We start from the raw sequence: 20,571 nt of genomic DNA, 5'->3' as shown, positions 1-20,571 counted from the left end.
ACGGTGGGTTCGGCGATCCGACTCCCGCCGCCCGGACCGAAAACATCGGCAGCGCTGCCTTCGAGCTGGGCCTTCCACGATGTGATCTGATTGGGGTGAACGTCGAACTGCTCCGCCAGTTGCGCCAGCGTGCGGTCACCCTTGACGGCGGCAAGTGCCACCTTCGCCTTGAAAGCCGGAGTGTGGTTCCGCCGTGCTCGTCTGCTCATCGTCTCTCCTGATTCGCGGGTCAATCTTGCCCGCCGTCAGGCAGAAACTCCACTTATCGCGCTGTTCAGATTTGCGGGACCAGCTCAGATAGTTGTCGGAGCGTTCCGCGTGCGTCTGGTTGGCCATCGATCGGGGGTCATCTTTGTTTGGTTGCGCTAGACGAATTACCTTCGTTTCTGTCTCACTTGCATTTTTGGTAAATTCCGCGTCGTCAGCTTTCGGCGGCGGCTGGATGCTCGTGTTTGCGGATGAGTTCGACCGGAACAGTTTGGACCGTACCAAATGGGCCACCAGATACATCTATCAGAACGAGACCTTGGATCATTTCAACGACGAGAAGCAACGGTACCGGGACAACAACAACCACATCATCTTCGCAGGAGTTCTGGATCTGGTGGCGCGGCAAGTCGGCGACGGCTCGTATGAGTCTGGAATGATTCGAAGCCGCCAGACGTTCTACTATGGTTACTTCGAAGCTCGGGTATTTCTGCCAAAGGGACGTGGAATCTGGCCGGCCTTCTGGTTGGTCGGAGATTATGATCGGGATGGGCGGACGTGGCATCCACCGGAAGTTGATATCTTCGAATTTGTGATAAATGGCAAAGATGACACGGAAAAGATGCTGCACTCGGGGCCGCAGAAACCAGCTTTAGATACATTCAACTTTGTCGACGACACGTTTGAGATCAGGCACGGGGAAATGCGAAGTTCTGCCCCCCTGAATGAAGGGTGGCATGTGGCGGGCTTGGTCTGGGCTCCAACAGAAATTACTTTCTTTTGGGATGGTCGCCCGATTTATAGCCGTCCCTATAGGTGGTTACGCAAAGATGGACATTTAGGACCGCCGGCTCAAGTCGTTCTGAATTTCGCTGTTGGCGGAGGGTGGGCTGGCCGGTATGGAATCGAAGATCGGGCGTTCCCGCAATCTTTCAAGATTGATTACGTTCGCGTGTGCCAATTCACTAGCTCCGACGAGGGCAAAAGACGATGCGGTGATAGCGAGTTGACGCCGGACCCAACTCGCTACGGATACTCTTCTGACATTGGAGATATGCAAAAGCCGGTGCTTCTTGCTCCGGATCTGGTCCTAGGCGCATCAACAAGCGATAGCCAGGTTCTCACGGAGCCAAATGGACATAGAGAGATACGGCTGCACCTGCCAATCCAATTTCCGCCTTCCTACCCGATTCATAATCGAACCCTTCAGGTTTCAATCACGGATCAGTTGACCGGAGCGCGTGAATCGACCGCGACAGCGGCCCTTCACGTAGCTCGAGACAAAGGGTCAAATGGGACGCAGATGTTTGATGTTGTTCTTGCGGCGCCCAAGCACCCCGGCACCTTTGTCATAAAAGCACAGATTGCAGCCGCCTTCCAAGAGAACGGATCGCAAGTTGTATATAACGTGCCAATAACATGTTCGACCGGTATTGTGCAGCCAGTCAAATCTTTAACCTGTGATCTTACTTTACTGAAAAACTAGCGCTCCCGCGAGCATCGTCTTGTTTGCCTGGATGCCCTCGATCAGTATGCGGTCGGCTGGCCAAAACTAATTAAGGCAGTTCTCACCAGGATTGAGAGATCTAGCCACATACTCCAATTGTTGATGTACCAAAGGTCATACTCTACTCGCTTCTGCATCAGCTCGAGTGTGCGGGTTTCTCCGCGGTAACCATTAACTTGAGCCCAGCCCGTGATGCCGGGCTTAACGTGGTGGCGAAAGGCGTAATTGCCGATGATCTGCTCATATTCGGTGTTGTGGGCGGCCGCGTGCGGGCGGGGGCCGACCAGCGACATGTCGCCCTTGAGCACGTTGAGGAGCTGCGGTAGCTCGTCGATCGAGGTCTTGCGCAGCCATTTGCCGATTGGCGTGACACGCGGGTCGTTCTTCTGCGCCTGCTGAATCGTCGGGCCGTCCTCGAGCACGCGCATGGTGCGGAATTTGAAGATCTTAAACGTGCGCCCGCCAAAGCCGTGGCGGGTCTGGCGGAAGAACACCGGCCCCTTCGAAGTCAGCTTGATCAGGAGCGCGGTCACCATCATCACCGGCGCGAACACGAAGAGCGCAAAGCTCGCGCCGGCGAGGTCCAGCGCGCGCTTGAGCGCGCGTTCGCGGTAAGTGAGCGGGGCGCGGCGCAGCTCGGCGGTGAAGGTGTTGCCGGTACCGGAAAGCGGATAGCGCAGGAAATGCGCCGTGTTGGGGTCCGGCACCAGATGCACCGGCACGGGAAGGATCTTCAGCGCGTCCAGAATGCTGTCGATCGCATGCTGCCGGCTCCAGTTGATCAGCAGGAAGACGTGCTCGATCCGGTGCTCGCGCGCGTAGTTGATCAGCTCCTCGAAGCGCGGCGCCAGCGAGGACAGCAGCAGCGGCGAGGCGAGCTTCTTGGCTGGGATCTCCATCAGGCGCATCAGGCGGTAGCCGTGCTGGCCGAGATCGTCGACCGCGTTCGAAGAGGTGGCAAGGCCGAACTCGGCGATCATGATCGCGCGGCCGTTGGCGAAGGCACCGCTGCGCAAGGCATGCGCAGTCCAGCGCGCCGCCACTGTCTTCCAGGCGAGCAGCAGGGAAAGGCCGACGAGATAGAACGAGATCGTGGCGCCGCGGGAGAAACCCTCGCTGACCTTCATCGTGAAGGCGATCGTCAGCAGCGCGCCAAACAGGCCGGTCCAGGTCGTCAGCGTCATCCGGAACGTGCGCGGCCGGTCGGTGATGGTTTTGATCTGGTAGCCCTGCTGCACAATAGTGAGAAGGACGAAATTAATGGCAACCAGAATGCTAGCCGCCGCATAGACTTCGGCCTTGCCGACGACACCTGCGGTCGCCAAGAGATAGCCGACCGCGCAGCCAATCCCGCTGACCATAATCAGCGTCGCATCAACTACCATCATCAAGCGTTCAGCAACTACAGGACGTAGCCAGCTAGGTGCAAAGCCTGCAGCTGTGAAACCAGCTGGCTCGACCACGCTAATTTCCGTTCTAGAATCAGGGACGGGTTCCGGCCGAGTGGAAAGAATCGTCATCCTGCCAAATCCATTGACGCAAAATTCACTACGCGGACAACCCGTGCTATCAGTCGAAACCGCTGTTAAAACAAGGAGAAGGGAAAATTAACCTTACCCGATAAGCTGCATTGTAGCTCATTTCGCGTAGACTGATATCTTAAATTTCATGACCCGCTAGGAAGTTCTCGTTGCCTCGAACTCAGTACCGGCGTCGCAGTCGGCCGAGAGGAAAGCCTTACTTCGCCGTTGGCCTTGCCGCCGCGGCTTTGGTGGGAGCTGTGCTTCTCCTTTATCGTCCCGATGAGGCCGTGATACGCGCTCCCACAGCTGCCAAGTCCATCACGCTCAAGCTCCTCCTTGACGGGCCATATGGCGCGCGGTTTGCCGGCGAGCTCGCTGCATTGACGCAGGGATATTTTTCCTCCCGGATTGAGGTGTCGGCGCAGCCCGAAAACCCTGACTTCGTCCAAACTATTGCACGCCAACATGCGATCGGTGTGACGAGCGGCCAGAGCTTCCTGCTGGCAAGCTGGCGTGGCGTTCCCGTAACAGCCTTCGCTGCAAGCTTCCTCGATACCTCCGTGGCGATCTTCACACTCGAAAACTCCGGCCTGCGGCGGCCGACTGATCTGGTCGGAAAACGGGTCGGGTATCGCAGGGCGAGTGAGGGAGACGTCGTTTTTGATGCCATGATGGCGCAGCTCGGGCTTCCTCGAAGCCGGATCGCGAAGATCCCGGACCGCGACAGCTTCGAGGCGTTGAGGGACGGGGAGGTGGATGCGATCATTGCCGCTATCGACGAGCAGCCCGACCCCTCCAGCTCGACCTTCGTGAAGCTGAACGTCATCAAACCTCAGGACTACGGCATCCACGTCCCAGGCCAGGTCTATTTCGCGAGCAATGATCTGATTCATGACAAGCCGTCCCTTGTCGCTGATTTCCTTCAGGGCCTGATTCGCGGATGGCAATTTACCTACGCTGACTATGCACGGAGCTTGCCTGTTCTCGCCGGCGCCGGCCCGGCTTGGCTGAATTCCGAGCGGCTCAAGTTCGACCTGGAGCAGCAGCGCCCGCTGGTGCTGCCGACAGGCGGCCGCATCGGCGACTATGACGAAAGTCGCTGGCGGACGCTTCGGGATATCCTCCTCTTCGCCAAGCTTGGCGAGGAGGGGGTGCCCTTGGCCCAGGCGGTCAACTACCAGTTCCTACGGGATGTGTACCGCCGTTCACCCCACTTCGCGGCCCCGGGCGCCTGGGGCGAGGACAAATAGAACCAAGAAGCCACACTTGGGCGCCATATCGTTCCGAGACACCCAGGCTGCGCGGGGATCGGTTGCATTTCCGCGGGTGGCCTTGGTAAAGTTCGGTTCGCCATTTGGGCTGGTCGCGGAGCGGCCTCACGACTGGGAACGGCGGTCGGCTCGGATCTGACGAGCGCATTCGGGGATCAAATCCGCAGGGCGCGAGGAGCTTTTTGGGATGTTTAAGACGTTGATGCGAACAGGTCTTTTGGCTGCAACTGTTATCTTCTGCGCAGCGAGCGGCGCGAGCGCCGCAATGCAGATGCTCGCGCCGGCGGCCTTGCTCACGGGCGAGAGCCAAGTGACCCCTGTTACGTTCTGGGCGCAGCCTTATCCATATCGGTACGTGCCTTGGCGTCGTTGCCCGCTGGTGCGCGTCGAAACGCCGTATGGCTGGTACATGGACCGGGTTTGCGCACCTGTCGGTCCTGTCCTGCGCCGGGCGTACTAAGTTTGAAGTAAACCGGGCGGCGGCGGCAGTTTTTACGACCCCTCAAGGCAGTCGCACGATTGATGCGGCTGCCTTGCTCGTTTTTGTTTCATTCTGTGCTGATCTTTTGTGCGCGCAGCGCAGGTTCACCATGAATATCTTTGTCGGGCCGGGGTAGGCTGTCGCATGGTGAAGATTGTGTTACCAGTTCGGCGGGGCTGCGTCGGCAGCGTGATTGCGTAAAGCAACCGGTCGCCGGATCTCGCCAGGTGGTGCGGTCCAACCAGCCGGATGCTGATAGAGGATACGATGACAGGGGCTTCAACCTACGATCTCACGGGCAAGCGTGTCTTCGTTGCGGGTCACCGCGGCATGGTGGGATCAGCTGTCGTCCGCCGGCTTGCGTCGGAGAATTGCACCGTGCTCACGGCTGATCGGCGTGAGCTGGACCTGACAAAGGAAGAACCCACGCTCAGATGGCTCGAGGCAAATCGCCCGGACGTCGTGGTTCATGCCGCTGCAAAGGTTGGCGGTATCGCAGCCAACAACAATTTCCCGGTCGACTTTCTCTGCGACAACCTTGCGCTGGAATTGAGCGTGATCCGCGCAAGTCACGCGGTTGGCGTGCGGCGCCTGCTGTTCCTCGGCTCGTCCTGCATCTATCCCAAGCATGCCAAGCAGCCGATCGCCGAAAGCGAATTGCTGACGGGGCCGCTTGAACCGACCAACGAGTGGTACGCAATCGCCAAGATTGCCGGCCTCAAGATGTGCCAGGCGTATCGCCGGCAATATGGCGATGATTTCATCTCGGCGATGCCGACCAATCTCTACGGCCGCGGCGACAATTATCATCCGGACCATAGCCATGTGCCCGCAGCGCTGATTCGGCGCTTTCACGAAGCCAAGATCGCCAATGCACCCAGCGTCTCGGTGTGGGGTACCGGCACGCCGCTCCGCGAATTCCTCAATGTCGAGGACTTGGCAGATGCCTGCGTTTTCCTCCTGAAGCACTACTCAAGCGATCATCCAATCAATGTTGGCAGTGGAGACGAGTTGTCGATTGCTGACTTTGCGGCAACCGTTGCGGACGTTGTGGGCTACAAGGGCAAGCTGGTCTTCGACACGTCTAAACCCGATGGTACGCCACGCAAGCTGCTAGATAGCTCTAGGATCGGAGCGCTCGGCTGGCGGCCGAACACCACTCTGCGGTCCGGTTTGGCTGCGGCGTACGACGATTTCCTGCAGAGCGGAGGTCGCAGGTTGGATGCGATCGTCGGGGCGTAGGTCGTAATTGCTGTTGGACTGAGGTTTTAATTTTGACAAAGACTATTCTTTATCTGTCACCTTATTTTTGGCCGGAAGAGATAGGGTCCGCGCCGTATTGTACCGACCTTGCAAGGTATTTGCAGGGGGCGGGGCATCGGCTGCACACAATAGCTTTTCGACCGCATTATCCGACAGCAGAAAATTTCCGTGCGTGGAGCGATGGAAGCCGCGACGAAGAGACGTTTGAAGACATCAGGGTGTCTCGAATCGGGGTAAGTGAGAGAGGCGCCGGCGGCTTCAAGGAGCGCGTGAAGAACGATATTCGCTTTGTAATTTCAGTTTGTCGCAAAGCATTGCTTGGACGTTTCAGTAGACCAGACGTCGTTATCGCCTACGTTCCGAGTATTTTGACGGTCTTCGCTGCATTGTTGGTAAAACTTATCAGCGGCGCACAGGTGCTAACCATTGTTCACGATATCGAAAGTGGGCTAGCGCGGTCACTTGGTATTGCTAAGAACCCTCTGATATTGCGAATGATGGAGCGGGTGGAGAGCTTCGTACTCAATCGGTCGGATCGGGTTGTCGTACTGACCGAAGGAATGAAGAGCGAGCTTGAGAAGATCGGGTGTACGAGCCCGATCGACGTCATTTCTATCTGGGCTTCACCTGCGTCTGAATCGCCCATTCCAGTCCACCCCCCAACATTGATGTATTCCGGAAACTTTGGAAAGAAGCAGAATCTGGATCAGCTTCTACCATTGATCAAACGCCTTTCACTCGAAAGGGCCGACATCAAAGTCGTGATGCAGGGAGACGGCTCAGAAAAAGAACGGATCCTTCGCCTGTTTCAGCAGGCCGGCGTGACAAATACCAGGTTTGCGCCGCTGGTGGGTGCGGACAAGTTCGTTCCTAGCTTGCAGGCCGCTACGCTCCACATGGTGCCACAGGCGCTGGACGTGGCGAACTATGCATTGCCATCTAAGCTCTTCTCGATCATGGCGGCTGGGCGACCGTATGTTTGTATAGCGGAGGCCGGAAGTCCGCTCGACGTGCTCACGCAGCGCTCTGGAGCAGGAATTTGCGTTTCGCCGGGAGACGAGGATGGCTTGTTTGAAGCAGTGACCGGGCTTCTCGATAGAAAGGACGAGTTAGAGCGAAAAGGCGAGAACGGCCGTACTTTCGTTGCCGAGTGCATGAACAAACAAAGCATTATGAACCGATATCTCGCGTTAATTGGCAAGGCATGACATTTCAGGGAAGCAGGGGCATCTAATGGAGACCGGGGGCAGAGTTGCAGTGATATTCGGCGGCCACGGATTCATCGGCTCACATCTTGCTCGTGAGCTTGTGACTTCAGGCAAATATGCTCGAGTCGTAAGCGCGGATATCGCCCCGCAGCCGAGATTCAGGTCCAAGGGTGTCGAATATACCTTTTGCGATGTAAGGTCGCCAATTCCGGCGGACCTGGCACCTGGGGTTACCGAGATTTACAACCTTGCGGCTGTGCACGTTACGCCCGGCCCGGAGGACTGGGAGTACTACTGGACCAACGTATCCGGCGCCTTGAATGTGACGCAATATGCCCGGGTTGCAAAAGCAAAGACGTTGTTTTTTACAAGCTCGATCTCAGTTTACGGACCGAGTGAAGATGAGATTTCAGAATTCTCGGATCCTAATCCCGAGAGTTCGTATGGAAAATCGAAGCTTCTAGCCGAAGGAATTCATCAGAGCTGGCAACTTGAGGAGCCGAGGCACCGAAAGCTGGTCATTGTCCGACCGGCAGTTGTATTTGGGTTTCAGGAACGAGGGAACTTCACCAGGTTAGCTCGATCACTAGAGAGAAGGGCATTCTTCTATCCCGGCAGGAGAGACACCAAAAAGGCCTGCGGATATGTCAAAGATTTGGTCGCCTCACTGGAGTTCGCTCACCGCAGCGAAGAGATGCTCACAATCTACAATTTTGCCTTCGACGAACCGGTGACCACGGAAGGCATCTGCGCGGCCTTTTGCCGGGTGGCCAATTTGCCAGAGCCGAAGTTTACAATTCCGATAAGCCTCATTCTTCTGGGAGGGCTAGCATTTGAGCTGCTTTCCAAGCTCGGCTTGAAGACCCCGATCAATCGAGCGCGTGTCCTGAAGCTTTTTAGGTCTACCAACATCGTTCCGAAAAAATTGCAAAATGACGGCTTCGTTCGACAATTTGACCTTGTGGCTGCTCTGCGCGACTGGCGCTCGCAGTCGCCCGTCGGGCGGTTTGAGTAAAAGCCGCGTATCGGCCGCTCCAGACTGTCCAATCCTTGCCAGAAGGGCTGCAGCGCTCTTCTGGCCGTCCGGCTTTAGAGCGAGCAGTCGAGCCTCGCGCCGCTATCGCTCTTGTCGCGGATACTAATTGGAATAGTCTCTAAATCCGTGCTGCTTGATGAGTTCGTCGCGCTCTGCGGGAATCGCGATCTTCCCCCATCATGTTTCGAACCAGGCTTTCGAACGACGTCTTGGGCTCCCAGCCGAGCTTCTGCTTGGCCTATGACGGGTCACCAAGAAGCGTCGCGACCTGGGTGGGGCGGAAATAGTGGGAGATCGACGGTAACGACACACTTACCAGTCTTGGCGTCATATCCTCACTTCGACGCCACTTCTTTCCCAGCGAACTGTCATGCCCACTGGCGTTTGGCAGGGGCATTGACAAAATCTCGGACAGAAATGGAGCACGCCCGTAGCAATCACGAAATCTCCGGCTTGTCCTGCTGAAGCATCAGCCATTGCATTTCGACATCGTCACGCGCGTGTCCCGCAATCGCGGAGGGCTTCCAAATTGTCCAGATAAAGCCGCTCCTGCAAGTCCAAATGGATGCGCGCCGAGGCACGCGTGATTCTTTCCGGGTGACGAAGGTCTCGCCCCGGACGGGATTCATTGGTCAAACAGGATGCCGTTGAAGGCTAAATCCCATAGGTTTCGCGGCGATTGGCCGTGATCCGGTAGCTCAGAGGTTGGTGACCGCGTACGGCGAGCGCGCGCGGATAGAAAGGCGTTGTCTTCTTTTGCGGGTTCTCCTGGACCAGACGATACAGTTAAGATTTTGCGTTTGAACAAACGCGCGTTTTGCCAAAGCCGGCGATGCGCATAGCCTCGAGAATTCGAAGAGTGCCGAGGTCCTCGGAGTTGGCTTATACTCGGGTTCATCGAATGAGACGGCTACGTGGCTTTGGGCCTGCGAGATTGTAGAACTGGTCGGGCTGCACCTGGCCGACAACGCATATGGTCACCATAGTGCAGGCGGAACGCTGGATTCGGCTCGTGAGGATCCAGATGAGGTGATCGATACGGGGCTGTGTTGAAGAGAGAGGTCCGGCGCTTGGTGCCGTGGACTTTCTATCTCTTTGGCAGGAGCAATTCGGCGAAACAGGCGCGGTTTTGGCCCGTCACGCCCAGTAACTAGTCCACTTTCTTGTCATGAACAGTCTCTATTCGCTGCCGTTCCTAGTCGGAAATGAAGTCAATGGGAGAAGTTTCCGTCCGATAAATTCAATCCTAAATTAACAGTGGTTGGTTTCGGTTGGACCACAAATGTCGCGTTAACTTAACTTGACTTCAAGTAGGCCGTCCTTTCCCTCTTCTGAAGCGTCTTCCGCCGGAAGCAGGCGAACTCCAGGGTAAGCCTCGGTCATGGAGAGGAAGGAAGGCTAGTGCTCGCGCCAGCTGCGGCCAGATTGTGCCGAACATTGTGTCAGCGGCGCTAGTCACCTTAGGCATACTGGCTTATGTGCCTCCAGCAATGCACGGGGCGCAAGTAGTCGGTGATTGTCCGAGAACCCCACTAAGCTCAACGTTAAGTTAGCGAAGGGCAGGTGAGTTCTAGTTCAATTTGTTTGTATCTGGATAATCGAATCTTTGAGGAAAGTTCGGATCGTTCCCGCATCAAACGGCGGGAACACTCATGGCAAAATCGGCACCACCGGCCACCTCGGCAAAGGCTCAGAAGGTCGACTACGCGAGCATTGTAACCGGTACTTCCGGCAACGACGTGCTTTTTGGTGGCAACGGCAACGATTTGTTGACGGGAGGAGCCGGAAGCGACACGTTTGTGATCTCCAAGGGATTTGGTTCCGACACTGTTAGCGATTTCGCCGGTGGTGCAGGTGGTGACGTACTTCGCGTCGAGAATTATGGCTTTGCAAGTTTCGCCGCCTTCAAAGCTGCAGCGAAGCAAGTCGGGTCTGACGTCGTTGTCTCTCTGTCAACTAGCGAATCCCTTACGCTCAGCAATGTAAAACTGAATTCACTGACCGCCGTGAATGTTCTCCTCCTCGATGACGCCATCAACCATGCGCCGGTGGCGAGCTCCGCGACCTTGACGGCAGGAATCGAGGATGTCGCCTATGCGATCAATGCTGCGACCTTGTTGGCTCGAGTCACGGATGTCGACAATTCTTCGCTATCGATCACGTCGGTCACCGTGGCGAACGGTGGTGGCAACATAGTCAACAATGGCAATGGTACTTGGACGTATACGCCGGCGGCGGACTACAATGGACCGGTCAGCTTCAACTACACGGCGTCGGATGGATCGTTGACAACAACCTCGACCGCCAGCTTGAACCTTACGGCGGTCAACGATGCGCCGGCCGCGAAGTCGGTGACGCTCGCTGCAGGTGTGGAGGATGTCGCCTATACGATCAATGCTGCGACTTTGTTGGTTGGAGTCACGGACGTCGACAATTCTTCGCTATCGATCACGTCGGTGACCGTGGCGAACGGTGGTGGCAACATAGTCAACAATGGCAATGGTACTTGGACGTATACGCCGGCGGCGAACTACAATGGACCGCTCAGCTTCAACTACACGGCGTCGGATGGATCGTTGACAACAACCTCGACCGCCAGCTTGAACCTTGCGGCGGTCAACGATGCCCCGGCGGCGAAGTCGGTGGCGCTCGCTGCAGGTATGGAGGATGTCGCCTATACGATCAATGCTGCGACCTTGTTGGCCGGAGTCACGGACGTCGACAGTTCCTCGCTATCGATCACGTCGGTGACCGTGGCGAACGGTGGTGGCAACATAGTCAACAATGGCAATGGTACTTGGACGTATACGCCGGCTACGAACTACAATGGACCCGTCACCTTCAACTACACGGCATCAGATGGGTCGTTGACAACAACCTCGACCGCCAGTTTGACCCTCGCCGCGACACAACCGTCGGCTCCTACAAGCGAGATCTTATTTGGAAGTTCCGGCAACGACGTGTTGATTGGAGGCGGAGCCAGTGACCTCTTCGTGGTCGCTAAAGGATTTGGCTCAGACATCGTCAGCGATTTCCAAGCCGGCATCGGCGGTGATGTGCTGCGAGTGCAGAACTACGGATTCGCAACATATGCGAATCTACTGACGGCTGCCAGGCAGGTTGGCTCTGATGCGGTGATAGTACTCTCCAGCACCGAAACCGTGACGCTGAAGAATGTTGCGGTCTCGTCGCTGGTTGCGGCGAATATCCAACTGGACAATCCTCTGCCCCTAAGTGCGACCGCCACCTATGCGCCAGCCGCTGCGGTGACCGGCACGATTTATGGAACTTCGGGAAATGACAAGCTCCAGGCTAGCGGCGCGGCAGTGACTCTCGTCGGTGGCGCCGCCGACGATACCTATATCGTCTACGACCGCAGCACGAGTGTCGTCGAACAAGCCGGCCAAGGTGTCGATACGATCTCAGCTGCAAAGTATGACGGCTATAGCCTCGTTAACGCGCCAAACGTCGAAAATCTGACCCTCACCGGGAGCAACTCGGCGCCGGCCACCGGGAATGCGCTTGACAACATCATTATTGGTAGCGCCGGCAACAACATGATCGATGGGGGCCTTGGCGACGACGTGCTTACAGGTGCGTACGGCACAGATAGGTTCGTGATCAAAGCCGGAAGCGGAAATGATGTCATCACTGATTTTACCGCGGGAGCCGGCGGCGATATCCTTCAGATTAGCGGCGCGAATTTCAAGACCTTCAGCGACGTAAAGGCTGCAATGACGCAAGCTGGCACGGATGTCTACCTTGCGCTCGGAAATGGCGAGAGGATCACCCTTGAGCACGCCGATGTTCAAGACCTTGTACCAGCCAACGTCGATATTGTGCTCCCGCTCTCGGGACTTGTGAAGACGTTTAGCGACAATTTCGATTCGCTGTCAGCGGGACAGGATCCCGGCTTGACTTGGCGGACTAGCTACGCGTGGAGCGGCTCAGCCAGCTACCTGTTGAGTGGGGAGCAGGGGGTTTACGTCGATAGCAGCTTCTCTGGCTTGCCGGGAACGCAAGCATCAAGCTCGCTTGGTCTCAATCCCTTCTCCATCGAGAATGGTGAGCTGTTGATCACTGCTCAGCCGGTGCCTCCGACCGTCAGCTCATATGTCGGCGGAGCGCAATTCTACACTGGCATGATTTCGAGCGAAAACAGCTTCGTCCAAACTTACGGCTATTTCGAGATGTCGGCCACGTTGCCCAGCACGACGGGAGCCTGGCCTGCCTTTTGGCTGCTGCCGATCAATGGGCAGTACAGCGCCGAGCTCGACGTGTTTGAGGCATTCGGGCAGGATCCGGATCAGGCTCATTGGCAAGTCCACTCGTCGACTGGATCGACGGCCGCTCCCGGTGCTTGGGCAAATACGGGTGATCTTACGTCTGGAATGCATACTTTTGCTGTTGAATGGACGCCATATGATCTGACGTTCTTTGTCGATGGCGCCGAGATCGCCAAGGCTCCCACGCCTGCAGACATGAACACGGCGATGTACATGATCGCTAATCTCGCCATGGGTGGCTGGGCCGGAACCGCTGCCGCAGGATCTACCGCGACCCTGACCATCGATACGATTGAGGCCTACCAGCTATCTGAATACACACTGGCAAATTATACGCTTCTGTCGAGCGGCTCTTCAATTAGCACGATTGCTGGTACAAGCAGCGCCGACACTCTCGCGGGCACTAGCGGCAACGATCTAATAGGAGCAAATGGCGGCGCCGACCTCATGACCGGTGGTCTTGGCGATGATACGTATATTGTCATGGATGCTAGCGCCCAAATCATTGAGGTTGCGGGGGGCGGGGTTGATACCGCGCGAGCATCGGTCTCCTACACGCTTTCCAACTACGTCGAAAACCTCATCCTGACCGGGGGCGCTACAATCAATGGGACCGGCAACAGCCAAGCTAACATCATCGTCGGCAATTCAGCTGCAAACGTCATCACCGGTGGGCAAGGCAACGACATTCTTACGGGAGGTGGCGGGAGTGACAAGTTTGTGGTCAATCTGGGGGATGGATCTGACATTATCACTGATTTCGAACTAGGGGGCGCGGGTGAGTATGATGTCGTTGCGCTAACGGGTTTTAGTTTTACCTCGTTCAGTGACATCAAATCTTCGATGACCCAGGTCGGATCAGACGTCTACCTCGCGTTGACGACGTATGAGACACTGGTCTTTCGCGGGGCCGCGATTTCCGATTTCGTGAGTGACAACTTCCAGCTTCCGGCAACTCTGCCAAGTAGCGGTACGGCCGCTAACTATTGGAGCGGCACCCGGGCTGATCAGTACGTCTATGGCACCGCCATGAACGACAATCTCAAGACGGGTGGGACGGGCAACACTCTTGTCGGCGGCGCGGGCGACGACACCTATGTCGTTGGTTCTGCAAATACCATCATTGTTGAGAAACCAGGCGAAGGTGTCGATACAGTTCAGGTGTGGGGCGTTTCGCTTACGCTTGCGCCAAATGTCGAAAATCTAAGCCTGATGCAGGGGGGCTTGAATGGAACGGGGAACGAGCTTGCAAATCGAATGGCAGGGTCAAGTGGCAATGACATTCTCGACGGCGGAGGTGGCGACGATTGGCTGTTCGGAGGCGGAGGTAACGATACCTTTGTCTATAGCAAGGGTAACGGGCACGATACGATTTCCGACTTCCATGTATATACTAGCTCTGTAGCCGAGCACGACAAACTACTTCTCAAGGGCTATGACGCGAGCGCGTATCTAACCGCTGAAGGAGATGAATGGGCCATTCATTACGCTGGAGGAATTGATAAGTTCACGATTGCGGGTGTCACGCATCTCGGTGCTCTGGATTATTCATTTGTTGCATAGCTTTAACCGAGCGCGCGGTGGATTTACTCGAACGGTTCGACTCACTTCGTCCGCTCTCCTCCGGAGACGGGGCCGGTGTATCTTGAGACGCCGAATGCCTGAACTAGCGTGACAGATCACGAGCCTAGTGCTGAGCCGGCAATCATTTTCGGTTTCAAAGCGTCGAGCGCGCGTCCATTCTGGGCCGATAGCAGTACTCCTCAAGAGTTCGTAACGATGGCGGCTCCAAAGCTAGGCTCCGGTAAGAGCTCTATCAGAACGACAATCTTCCAAATGGTACGACAGCGTGCCTGTGCGGCCCGATCGTTCGCTCACGCCGAACTCGACATGATCTCAGCACGTGCGGGTGCGGTGTTGTGATTCCGCCCGGAGATTCGGCCGCTCTTGAGCTTGCTTCTGCCAACTCAGCGTGGCGCCGGCTCTCTGCGAACATTTCGACGCAGAAGGAAAAAGGCGCGCCATTGAGCGTCGGGATCGACGCACGATTGTGCACCGATGGTCGGAGGCGATGGCACCGAACAATAGGATAGCACAAAAGAATACCGGCCTGAAAGGTGCTGCTGACGACATTGGGGTTATCGTCGGTCGTGAGGTACCCCGGTTAGGCTCCGTGATGGATCAAAAATGCGCCGCGACGGATGCTCATTCGCTTGGATCGAGCGCCTTGGTCTACGAAAACTACTCGTGGCGCGGGTAATATCTAAACCCGTGCTGCTTGATGAGTTCGTCGCGCTTTGCGGATTCGAGATCTTCCTTCATCATTTCTCGAACCAGGCTTTCGAACGATGTCTTGGGTTCCCAGCCAAGTTTCTGCTTGGCCTTTGACGGGTCACCAAGAAGCGTCGCGACCTCGGTGGGGCGGAAATAGCGGGGATCAACGGAGACGACACACGTGCCGGTCTTAGCGTCATATCCTTTTTCTTCGATGCCGCTTCCTTCCCAGCGAATTGTCGTGCCGACTTCGCTGGCAGCGACATTGACGAAATCTCGTACAGAATGCTGCACGCCCGTAGCGATCACGAAATCCTCTGGCTTATCCTGCTGTAGCATCAGCCATTGCATTTCGACATAGTCACGCGCGTGTCCCCAATCCCGCAGGGCGTCCAAATTCCCCAGATAAAGTCGCTCCTGCAGGCCCAAATGGATCCGCGCCAAAGCGCGCGTGATCTTTCGGGTCACGAAGGTCTCGCCGCGGACAGGAGATTCGTGGTTGAAGAGGATGCCGTTACAGGCATACATCCCATAGGCTTCGCGGTAGTTCACCGTGATCCAATATGCGTAGAGCTTGGCTACAGCGTACGGCGAACGCGGGTAGAAAGGCGTAGTCTCCTTTTGCGGGATTTCCTGGACTAAGCCATACAGCTCGGAAGTCGACGCCTGATAGAACCGGGTCGTTTTTTCTAATCCAACTATCCGCATCGCTTCGAGAATTCGAAGGGTGCCGAGGCCGTCAGAGTTTGCCGTGTATTCTGGTTCCTCGAAGGAAACGGCCACATGGCTTTGTGCAGCGAGATTGTAGATCTCGTGGGGTTGCACTTGGCCCACGATCCGTATCAGGCTCGAAGAGTCCGTTAGATCACCGTAATGCAGGCGAAACGATGGATTCGGCTCGTGTGGGTCCAGATAGAGGTGGTCGATACGATCCGTGTTGAACAGTGAAGTCCGACGCTTGATGCCGTGGACTTCATATCCCTTTTCTAGTAGCAATTCAGCGAGATAGGCGCCGTCTTGGCCAGTTACGCCAGTAATAAGTGCACGTTTCTTTGTCATAATAATCTCTAGGTTCGGTAGCCGTTCGTACTCGAAAACGGAGGCAATAGGGAGATGGGCTGGACAAAAAAGCAAGCTTAGATTAACGGCTTTCTAGGTCTGCGGAATAGGCAATAGACTGTATCGATAAGGTTATTTTGGATTCATGTTCCCGAGTTAGTGTCATGGCTCTACATTGACCTTTCCGATTTATTTGACTGATCTTGCTCGGAGCTTCAGATTTTGGACAAACGCATAATCCCCCTGATCATGTGCGGCGGTGCCGGCACGCGGCTGTGGCCCGCCTCGCGCGAGGTGCGCCCCAAGCAGTTCCTGCCGCTGTTCGGCGCGCGCTCGACATTCCAGGACACGCTGCTGCGCGTGTCCGATCCCTCCCTGTTCGACCGGCCGATCGTCATCACCAACGCGTCCTATCGCTTCATGGTGCTGGAGCAGCTCGCCGAGATCGGCATCGAGGCGGATGTGATCCTCGAGCCGATGCGGCGCGATTCCGGCCCTGCGATCGCGGCCGGCGCCGTGTTCGCGCAGAACCGCGCCAGCGAGGCGATCGTGCTCGCGCTCGCTGCCGATCACGTCGTGCAGAATAGTGCCGCCTTCGTCGCCGCCTGCCGCGAGGGTCTTGCGGCCGCGAATGCCGGGCGCATCGTCACCTTTGGCGTCAAGCCGGAGCGGCCGGCGACCGAATACGGCTACATCAATCCGGGCGAGGTGATCTCGGGCGAGGTGCATGCGGTGACACGCTTCGTCGAGAAGCCGGATGCGGTGAAGGCTTCCGACTACGTCAATTCCGGCTATCTCTGGAACAGCGGCAACTTCATGTTCCCCGCGAGCGTGCTGCTCGACGAATATCGCAGGGTCGATGCGGCAAGCGTCGAGGCGGTCACCAATGCGGTCAACAATGCCGGCCGCGATCTCGGCTTCGTCACGCTGGAGCCCGAGGCGTTCGGCGCGGCGAAGGCGATCTCGATCGACTATGCGGTGATGGAGAAGACCGCGCGCGCGGCCGTGGTGCCGGTGTCGTGCGGCTGGTCCGACGTCGGCTCCTGGCACGCGGTGTGGGAATTGTCGGAGAAGGACGCGCTGGGCAATGCCGCGCACGGCACCGCCGTGTTCGAGGATTCCCGCAACTGCAACGTCATCACGGATTCCGCGCTGGTCGCGCTCGAAGGCGTCGACGATCTCGTCGTGGTCGCCACCGCGGACGCGGTGCTGGTCTCGCGGCAGAAGGATGCCAACGGGCTGAAGCGCCTGGTGACGAAACTGAAGGCGGTCGCGCCGAAGGTCACCGAGGAGCATCTCAAGGTGCACCGGCCCTGGGGCAGCTATCAGTCGGTCGACAATGGCGAGCGCCACCAGGTCAAGCGCATCGTGGTGAAGCCGGGCGGGCGGCTGTCGCTGCAGAAACACCACCATCGCGCCGAGCACTGGATCGTGGTCCGCGGCACGGCGCAGGTCACCGTCAACGAGACCGTCAAGACGGTGCACGAGAACGAGTCGATCTACATCCCGATGGGCGCCGTCCACCGGATGGAGAATCCCGGCAAGATCCAGCTGGAACTGATCGAAGTCCAGACCGGCTCTTATCTCGGGGAAGACGACATCATCCGGATTGAAGACGACTATCGACGGGCATGAGAGTTTCTGAAGATCAACAGAGTGTCTCTCTGTTCCCACAATGAGAGCCGCCAACATCATGCGGTCGAAGCAGCTAGAACGCCGCAACTTCCCGTGTCCACCGCTGTGGATCCGTACCTGACTCCGCCCGCACGATTGTAAATCGATCCAACGCATCCACTAGCGGCGTCACCACCGGACTTAGATTATCGAGCACAAGGACCGCTCTTCCCTCGCGCACGAGCAGCACTAGGTGATGCTCGCCGGTTGCTTTGATCACGACCTCTGCAAGCAGCAGGGCGGAGCTCGGCCAGCCGGATCGCAGTAGCAGGTGGCGCTTGGTGACGGCGTAGTCGCCGCAATTGCCTTCGTAAGGGAATATCTGCCACTCCGCGTCGCGCCGGCTCGCGGGCGGATCCTTGAGCGCTATGCCGAAATTCACAGTTGAATTGATCTGTGCAAGTTCTCGCCAACGTTGAATTGAGGAGCGGAAATCTCGGATCCTGCGATCATCGTGATGCTGGCAGTCCTCAGGATACTGAATGCAGAACTGTGAAAATGACAGCGGTGGCGTCACCGCTTGGGATTCGTAGTTCGATTAGGCGGACTGGCCGCAAACGCAATACATTATGGCCAGCATGCGGGCCGCATGTCTGATCATCGAAAGTTCGCCTGACATTTCTTGATTGCTAGACGAAGTATATTGCTATGCAAATGGAAGCGCTATGACAATTGTGAGGCAATTTATGCCCATTCGTGGAGCAAGGCGTTCGCTCGATCTCGATCGGGCTGAGGGCGACCATTGCGCAGGCGTGGCCTTCAAGATGGCGGTCTGGGCCGCATGATAATTGTTCTCTCCTCGAAGAAGTTGAGGCGGAGGACATGGTGCCTCGAACTCAGGCGGCAAGACGCCCGTCGACTGAACTAGAGATAGTCTGCCAGAACCATTCATCGACGTTGTGCCTCCGATAGCGGGCGTGATGTTGGTGCAGTGGCGCTTGCGCGATCCGCGAGTTGGACGGGGTCTGCATGCCAAAGCTCCTCGATCGGCAGGGGCGAAAATTTGCGGAGTGCTCCACCCAGGCTCTTTCGTCTTCGTGCCGGGTGCAGGGATTGATGATGCGATCGGCAAAGCGGCACTGTGAACTCGTCGCTCACCTTGCGCCCCAAGGTTCTTGGTTGAGCAAACTTGAGGTGATGCGCGTCGGCGGGACTCTTCTGACAGACGAGACAACCTTGAGCGCGGATGAAGGCGAGGTGATCTTCGTTTTCGCGGCGGCTCTTTTGGAAAGGCGAGGCCGACTTGCTGTCTAGAAGCGGTGTGGGCAGCCGCATGCACCTCGTCAGATAAGCCCGAAGCATGTCCCTCAGGTAGTGATGTACCGACCGCCGATATAGGCCGCTGATCCGTTGAATCCAGCTCAAGAGCGGCTACTTCCTCGATCCTCTTTTGGTAGGCGGCTTCGAGCACGCGAGCGTCGCCCTCCAGGAGAGTGTTCTTGAGAGTGAGGTTGATCTTTGCCCAGGCGAGGAGCCCATCGCTACCTTCCACTGAAGCCAGCTCGGCGAGGAGTCGCTGTAGGAGCTCGGCGGAGCGCTCTGGCGGCAACACGGGGAGGCGGTTCAAAACCCCTGCAAGCGGCGTTCTTTTCGTCCCTGGCGGGAGCTGAGGCTCGCGGACCGCTGGAGGTCCCGTGACGACATCAGGCGCTCCAAGTCGTCCTCTCCGGCAATTCCCACGAGGGCAAATAGGGCATAGCGGCGGGCATAGGTCAGCGCCGCGCCCATCCGGTGCGGGGCCTCGACCTCCTTTGAGGCGCAGACCGGAAGGTCCGAAGAGATCCACTCCCCTGAAGCGTGGGCGAGCAGGGTGGTGAGGTAAATTTGGCCAGTTGGCTGCTCGATCCGGGTGGTCTGGATCATAGCGATCTCCTGCCGGCTTAGCGTCTTGCGGACGATGTCCAGGCCGGAGGCAAGGGACGCGTAGCGGAAGGTCCGGTCGTCCTCCCTCGGGAAGGGCGACCTGATGACTGCGGTCAGGGTCTTCTCGGGGTTCATCAGTTCAGCCTGGGCTCGGGCAAGGGCGGCCGCGATAGTCCCGATGCGTTCATTGGACTGATGCATGGTGCCCCTCCGTCGCCTGGACTTCGAAGCTGATCGCGCCAGACTTGGACCGCTTGGCTTTGATGCCGTAGCCCGTTGCCTCCTTGGCGTCCTCCGGCATCAGCTTTTTCAGATCCGCCTTCGCCGTCTCGTGTTCGCCGTGGGCTTCTCGCGTCCGCAGGTAGGTCGCCGCCAGCTCTGCCATTGGTTGGAGCTGGACATGTCGACCACTCTGATAGCCTCCAGCCTCGGCGGGGCGTCTCGATGTTGAACAGAACGGGCGGCTCGCCGCTCTGAACGCAGCGCCAGAACTTCTTTTCAGCCGTGAGCAGGAGGAGCTGGTACAGCCGATCGGCGTGAATCTTGATCTCGACCCATTTGCCGCCGCCGGTGATGATGGAGAGAACGGCGCTGCGCGATGCGGTGACCCACATATTGTGCTGCAGCTGAGCCATGTGCTTCTCGGCTGCGGCCTTCTCGGTGAAAGCCCAGGGTAGCATGAACTTGGCTTCGAACACCGCACCAGTCTGTTCGACGGTCCCGTCCAGCGTTGCGGCCATCCATTTGTGCACGGGGTGGCGAACCCGCTTCTGGATGTCTTTGACGGTGTGACCGCTTGCCCGCTGGTGCCAGGCGCGGTTCAGGACCTCAGTCACGGTGCCAAGCTGAACGATCAAGTTGTCTGAGAGATTCTCCGGCAAGCGAACACATCTGGAAGCGTAAGCTGGAATCGAGAGTG

13 protein-coding genes and 2 pseudogenes are annotated in these 20,571 nt (G+C 57.3%); 7 read left to right on the top strand and 8 right to left on the bottom strand.

Translation table 11 applies throughout. The annotated features are described in order from the left end of the window. A partial coding sequence (locus tag E4K64_RS28020) for a transposase (RefSeq protein WP_135162981.1) occupies positions 1-209 on the bottom strand: 209 nt, incomplete at its 3' end. Positions 210-328: 119 nt separating this feature from the next. On the opposite strand from E4K64_RS28020, the gene E4K64_RS28015 reads away from it, so the two are divergent. Further along, positions 329-1,693, top strand: a complete 1,365-nt coding sequence (locus E4K64_RS28015; protein ID WP_135166362.1) for a glycoside hydrolase family 16 protein — start codon at positions 329-331, stop codon at positions 1,691-1,693. A 41-nt stretch (positions 1,694-1,734) separates the two neighbouring features. Here E4K64_RS28015 and E4K64_RS28010 read toward each other — a convergent pair whose 3' ends face one another. Continuing rightward, positions 1,735-3,234 (bottom strand): undecaprenyl-phosphate glucose phosphotransferase, encoded by a 1,500-nt coding sequence (locus E4K64_RS28010; protein ID WP_235884804.1) that lies wholly within the window; start codon positions 3,232-3,234, stop codon positions 1,735-1,737. A gap of 260 nt (positions 3,235-3,494) precedes the next feature. Between E4K64_RS28010 and E4K64_RS28005 the strand changes: the two genes are divergently transcribed. From E4K64_RS28005 to E4K64_RS27985, 4 genes are all read left to right on the top strand, one after another. Continuing rightward, positions 3,495-4,487 carry an ABC transporter substrate-binding protein gene (locus E4K64_RS28005; protein WP_235884803.1) on the top strand — a complete coding sequence of 331 codons (993 nt, stop codon included), beginning with the start codon at positions 3,495-3,497 and terminating at the stop codon, positions 4,485-4,487. A 769-nt stretch (positions 4,488-5,256) separates the two neighbouring features. Continuing rightward, complete coding sequence (locus tag E4K64_RS27995) at positions 5,257-6,231, top strand: GDP-L-fucose synthase family protein (protein ID WP_135166372.1); 975 nt, start codon at positions 5,257-5,259, stop codon at positions 6,229-6,231. A 32-nt stretch (positions 6,232-6,263) separates the two neighbouring features. Then, entirely contained in the window at positions 6,264-7,460 is a 1,197-nt protein-coding gene (locus E4K64_RS27990; RefSeq protein WP_135166361.1) for a glycosyltransferase family 4 protein, read from the top strand. 25 nt (positions 7,461-7,485) lie between these two features. Beyond that, positions 7,486-8,475 carry an NAD-dependent epimerase/dehydratase family protein gene (locus tag E4K64_RS27985; RefSeq protein ID WP_135166360.1) on the top strand — a complete coding sequence of 330 codons (990 nt, stop codon included), beginning with the start codon at positions 7,486-7,488 and terminating at the stop codon, positions 8,473-8,475. A 123-nt stretch (positions 8,476-8,598) separates the two neighbouring features. Here the strand turns inward: E4K64_RS27985 and E4K64_RS41260 are convergent. Next, positions 8,599-9,487, bottom strand: a pseudogene (locus E4K64_RS41260) (GDP-mannose 4,6-dehydratase). A 661-nt stretch (positions 9,488-10,148) separates the two neighbouring features. On the opposite strand from E4K64_RS41260, the gene E4K64_RS27975 reads away from it, so the two are divergent. Continuing rightward, a complete protein-coding gene (locus E4K64_RS27975) occupies positions 10,149-14,345 on the top strand; it encodes a cadherin-like domain-containing protein (protein ID WP_135166359.1) in 4,197 nt (1,398 codons plus the stop codon). A 678-nt stretch (positions 14,346-15,023) separates the two neighbouring features. On the opposite strand, the gene gmd is transcribed toward E4K64_RS27975, so the two are convergent. Beyond that, complete coding sequence (gmd, locus tag E4K64_RS27970; RefSeq protein WP_135166358.1) at positions 15,024-16,115, bottom strand: GDP-mannose 4,6-dehydratase; 1,092 nt, start codon at positions 16,113-16,115, stop codon at positions 15,024-15,026. A 222-nt stretch (positions 16,116-16,337) separates the two neighbouring features. Here gmd and E4K64_RS27965 point away from each other — a divergent pair, with 222 nt between their 5' ends. Beyond that, positions 16,338-17,750: a mannose-1-phosphate guanylyltransferase/mannose-6-phosphate isomerase gene (locus E4K64_RS27965; protein ID WP_167772296.1), complete on the top strand. Its 1,413-nt coding sequence runs from the start codon at positions 16,338-16,340 to the stop codon at positions 17,748-17,750. A gap of 73 nt (positions 17,751-17,823) precedes the next feature. Here E4K64_RS27965 and E4K64_RS27960 read toward each other — a convergent pair whose 3' ends face one another. The 4 genes and pseudogenes from E4K64_RS27960 to E4K64_RS27950 all read right to left on the bottom strand — a co-directional run bounded on the left by E4K64_RS27960 (position 17,824) and on the right by E4K64_RS27950 (position 20,563). Then, positions 17,824-18,306, bottom strand: coding sequence for a transglutaminase-like cysteine peptidase (locus E4K64_RS27960; RefSeq protein WP_235884802.1), 483 nt, complete (start codon positions 18,304-18,306; stop codon positions 17,824-17,826). Positions 18,307-18,677: 371 nt separating this feature from the next. Beyond that, on the bottom strand, positions 18,678-19,064 hold the full coding sequence (locus E4K64_RS42060) for a DUF968 domain-containing protein (RefSeq protein WP_488225969.1): 387 nt from the start codon (positions 19,062-19,064) through the stop codon (positions 18,678-18,680). Between the two features lie 288 nt (positions 19,065-19,352). Then, positions 19,353-19,853, bottom strand: coding sequence for an ERF family protein (locus E4K64_RS41765; RefSeq protein ID WP_347338633.1), 501 nt, complete (start codon positions 19,851-19,853; stop codon positions 19,353-19,355). Beyond that, positions 19,837-20,563 (bottom strand): annotated as a pseudogene (locus E4K64_RS27950) (YqaJ viral recombinase family protein). Before E4K64_RS27950 ends, E4K64_RS41765 begins: the two are co-directional and overlap by 17 nt. Positions 20,564-20,571 lie beyond the last annotated feature (8 nt).

Origin of the sequence: Bradyrhizobium frederickii, assembly GCF_004570865.1 — a bacterium.
GTDB lineage: Bacteria > Pseudomonadota > Alphaproteobacteria > Rhizobiales > Xanthobacteraceae > Bradyrhizobium > Bradyrhizobium frederickii.
This window is presented reverse-complemented; position numbering and strand designations above follow the sequence as displayed.

Bases quoted from the DNA above. Each gene is read 5' to 3' on its own strand.
- E4K64_RS27985 (WP_135166360.1), top strand. From the start codon at position 7,486: ATGGAGACCGGGGGCAGAGTTGCAGTGATATTCGGCGGCCACGGATTC.
- E4K64_RS42060 (WP_488225969.1), bottom strand. From the start codon at position 19,064: ATGCGGCTGCCCACACCGCTTCTAGACAGCAAGTCGGCCTCGCCTTTC.
- gmd (WP_135166358.1), bottom strand. From the start codon at position 16,115: ATGACAAAGAAACGTGCACTTATTACTGGCGTAACTGGCCAAGACGGC.
- E4K64_RS27975 (WP_135166359.1), top strand. From the start codon at position 10,149: ATGGCAAAATCGGCACCACCGGCCACCTCGGCAAAGGCTCAGAAGGTC.
- E4K64_RS27995 (WP_135166372.1), top strand. From the start codon at position 5,257: ATGACAGGGGCTTCAACCTACGATCTCACGGGCAAGCGTGTCTTCGTT.
- E4K64_RS41765 (WP_347338633.1), bottom strand. From the start codon at position 19,853: ATGCATCAGTCCAATGAACGCATCGGGACTATCGCGGCCGCCCTTGCC.
- E4K64_RS28010 (WP_235884804.1), bottom strand. From the start codon at position 3,234: ATGACGATTCTTTCCACTCGGCCGGAACCCGTCCCTGATTCTAGAACG.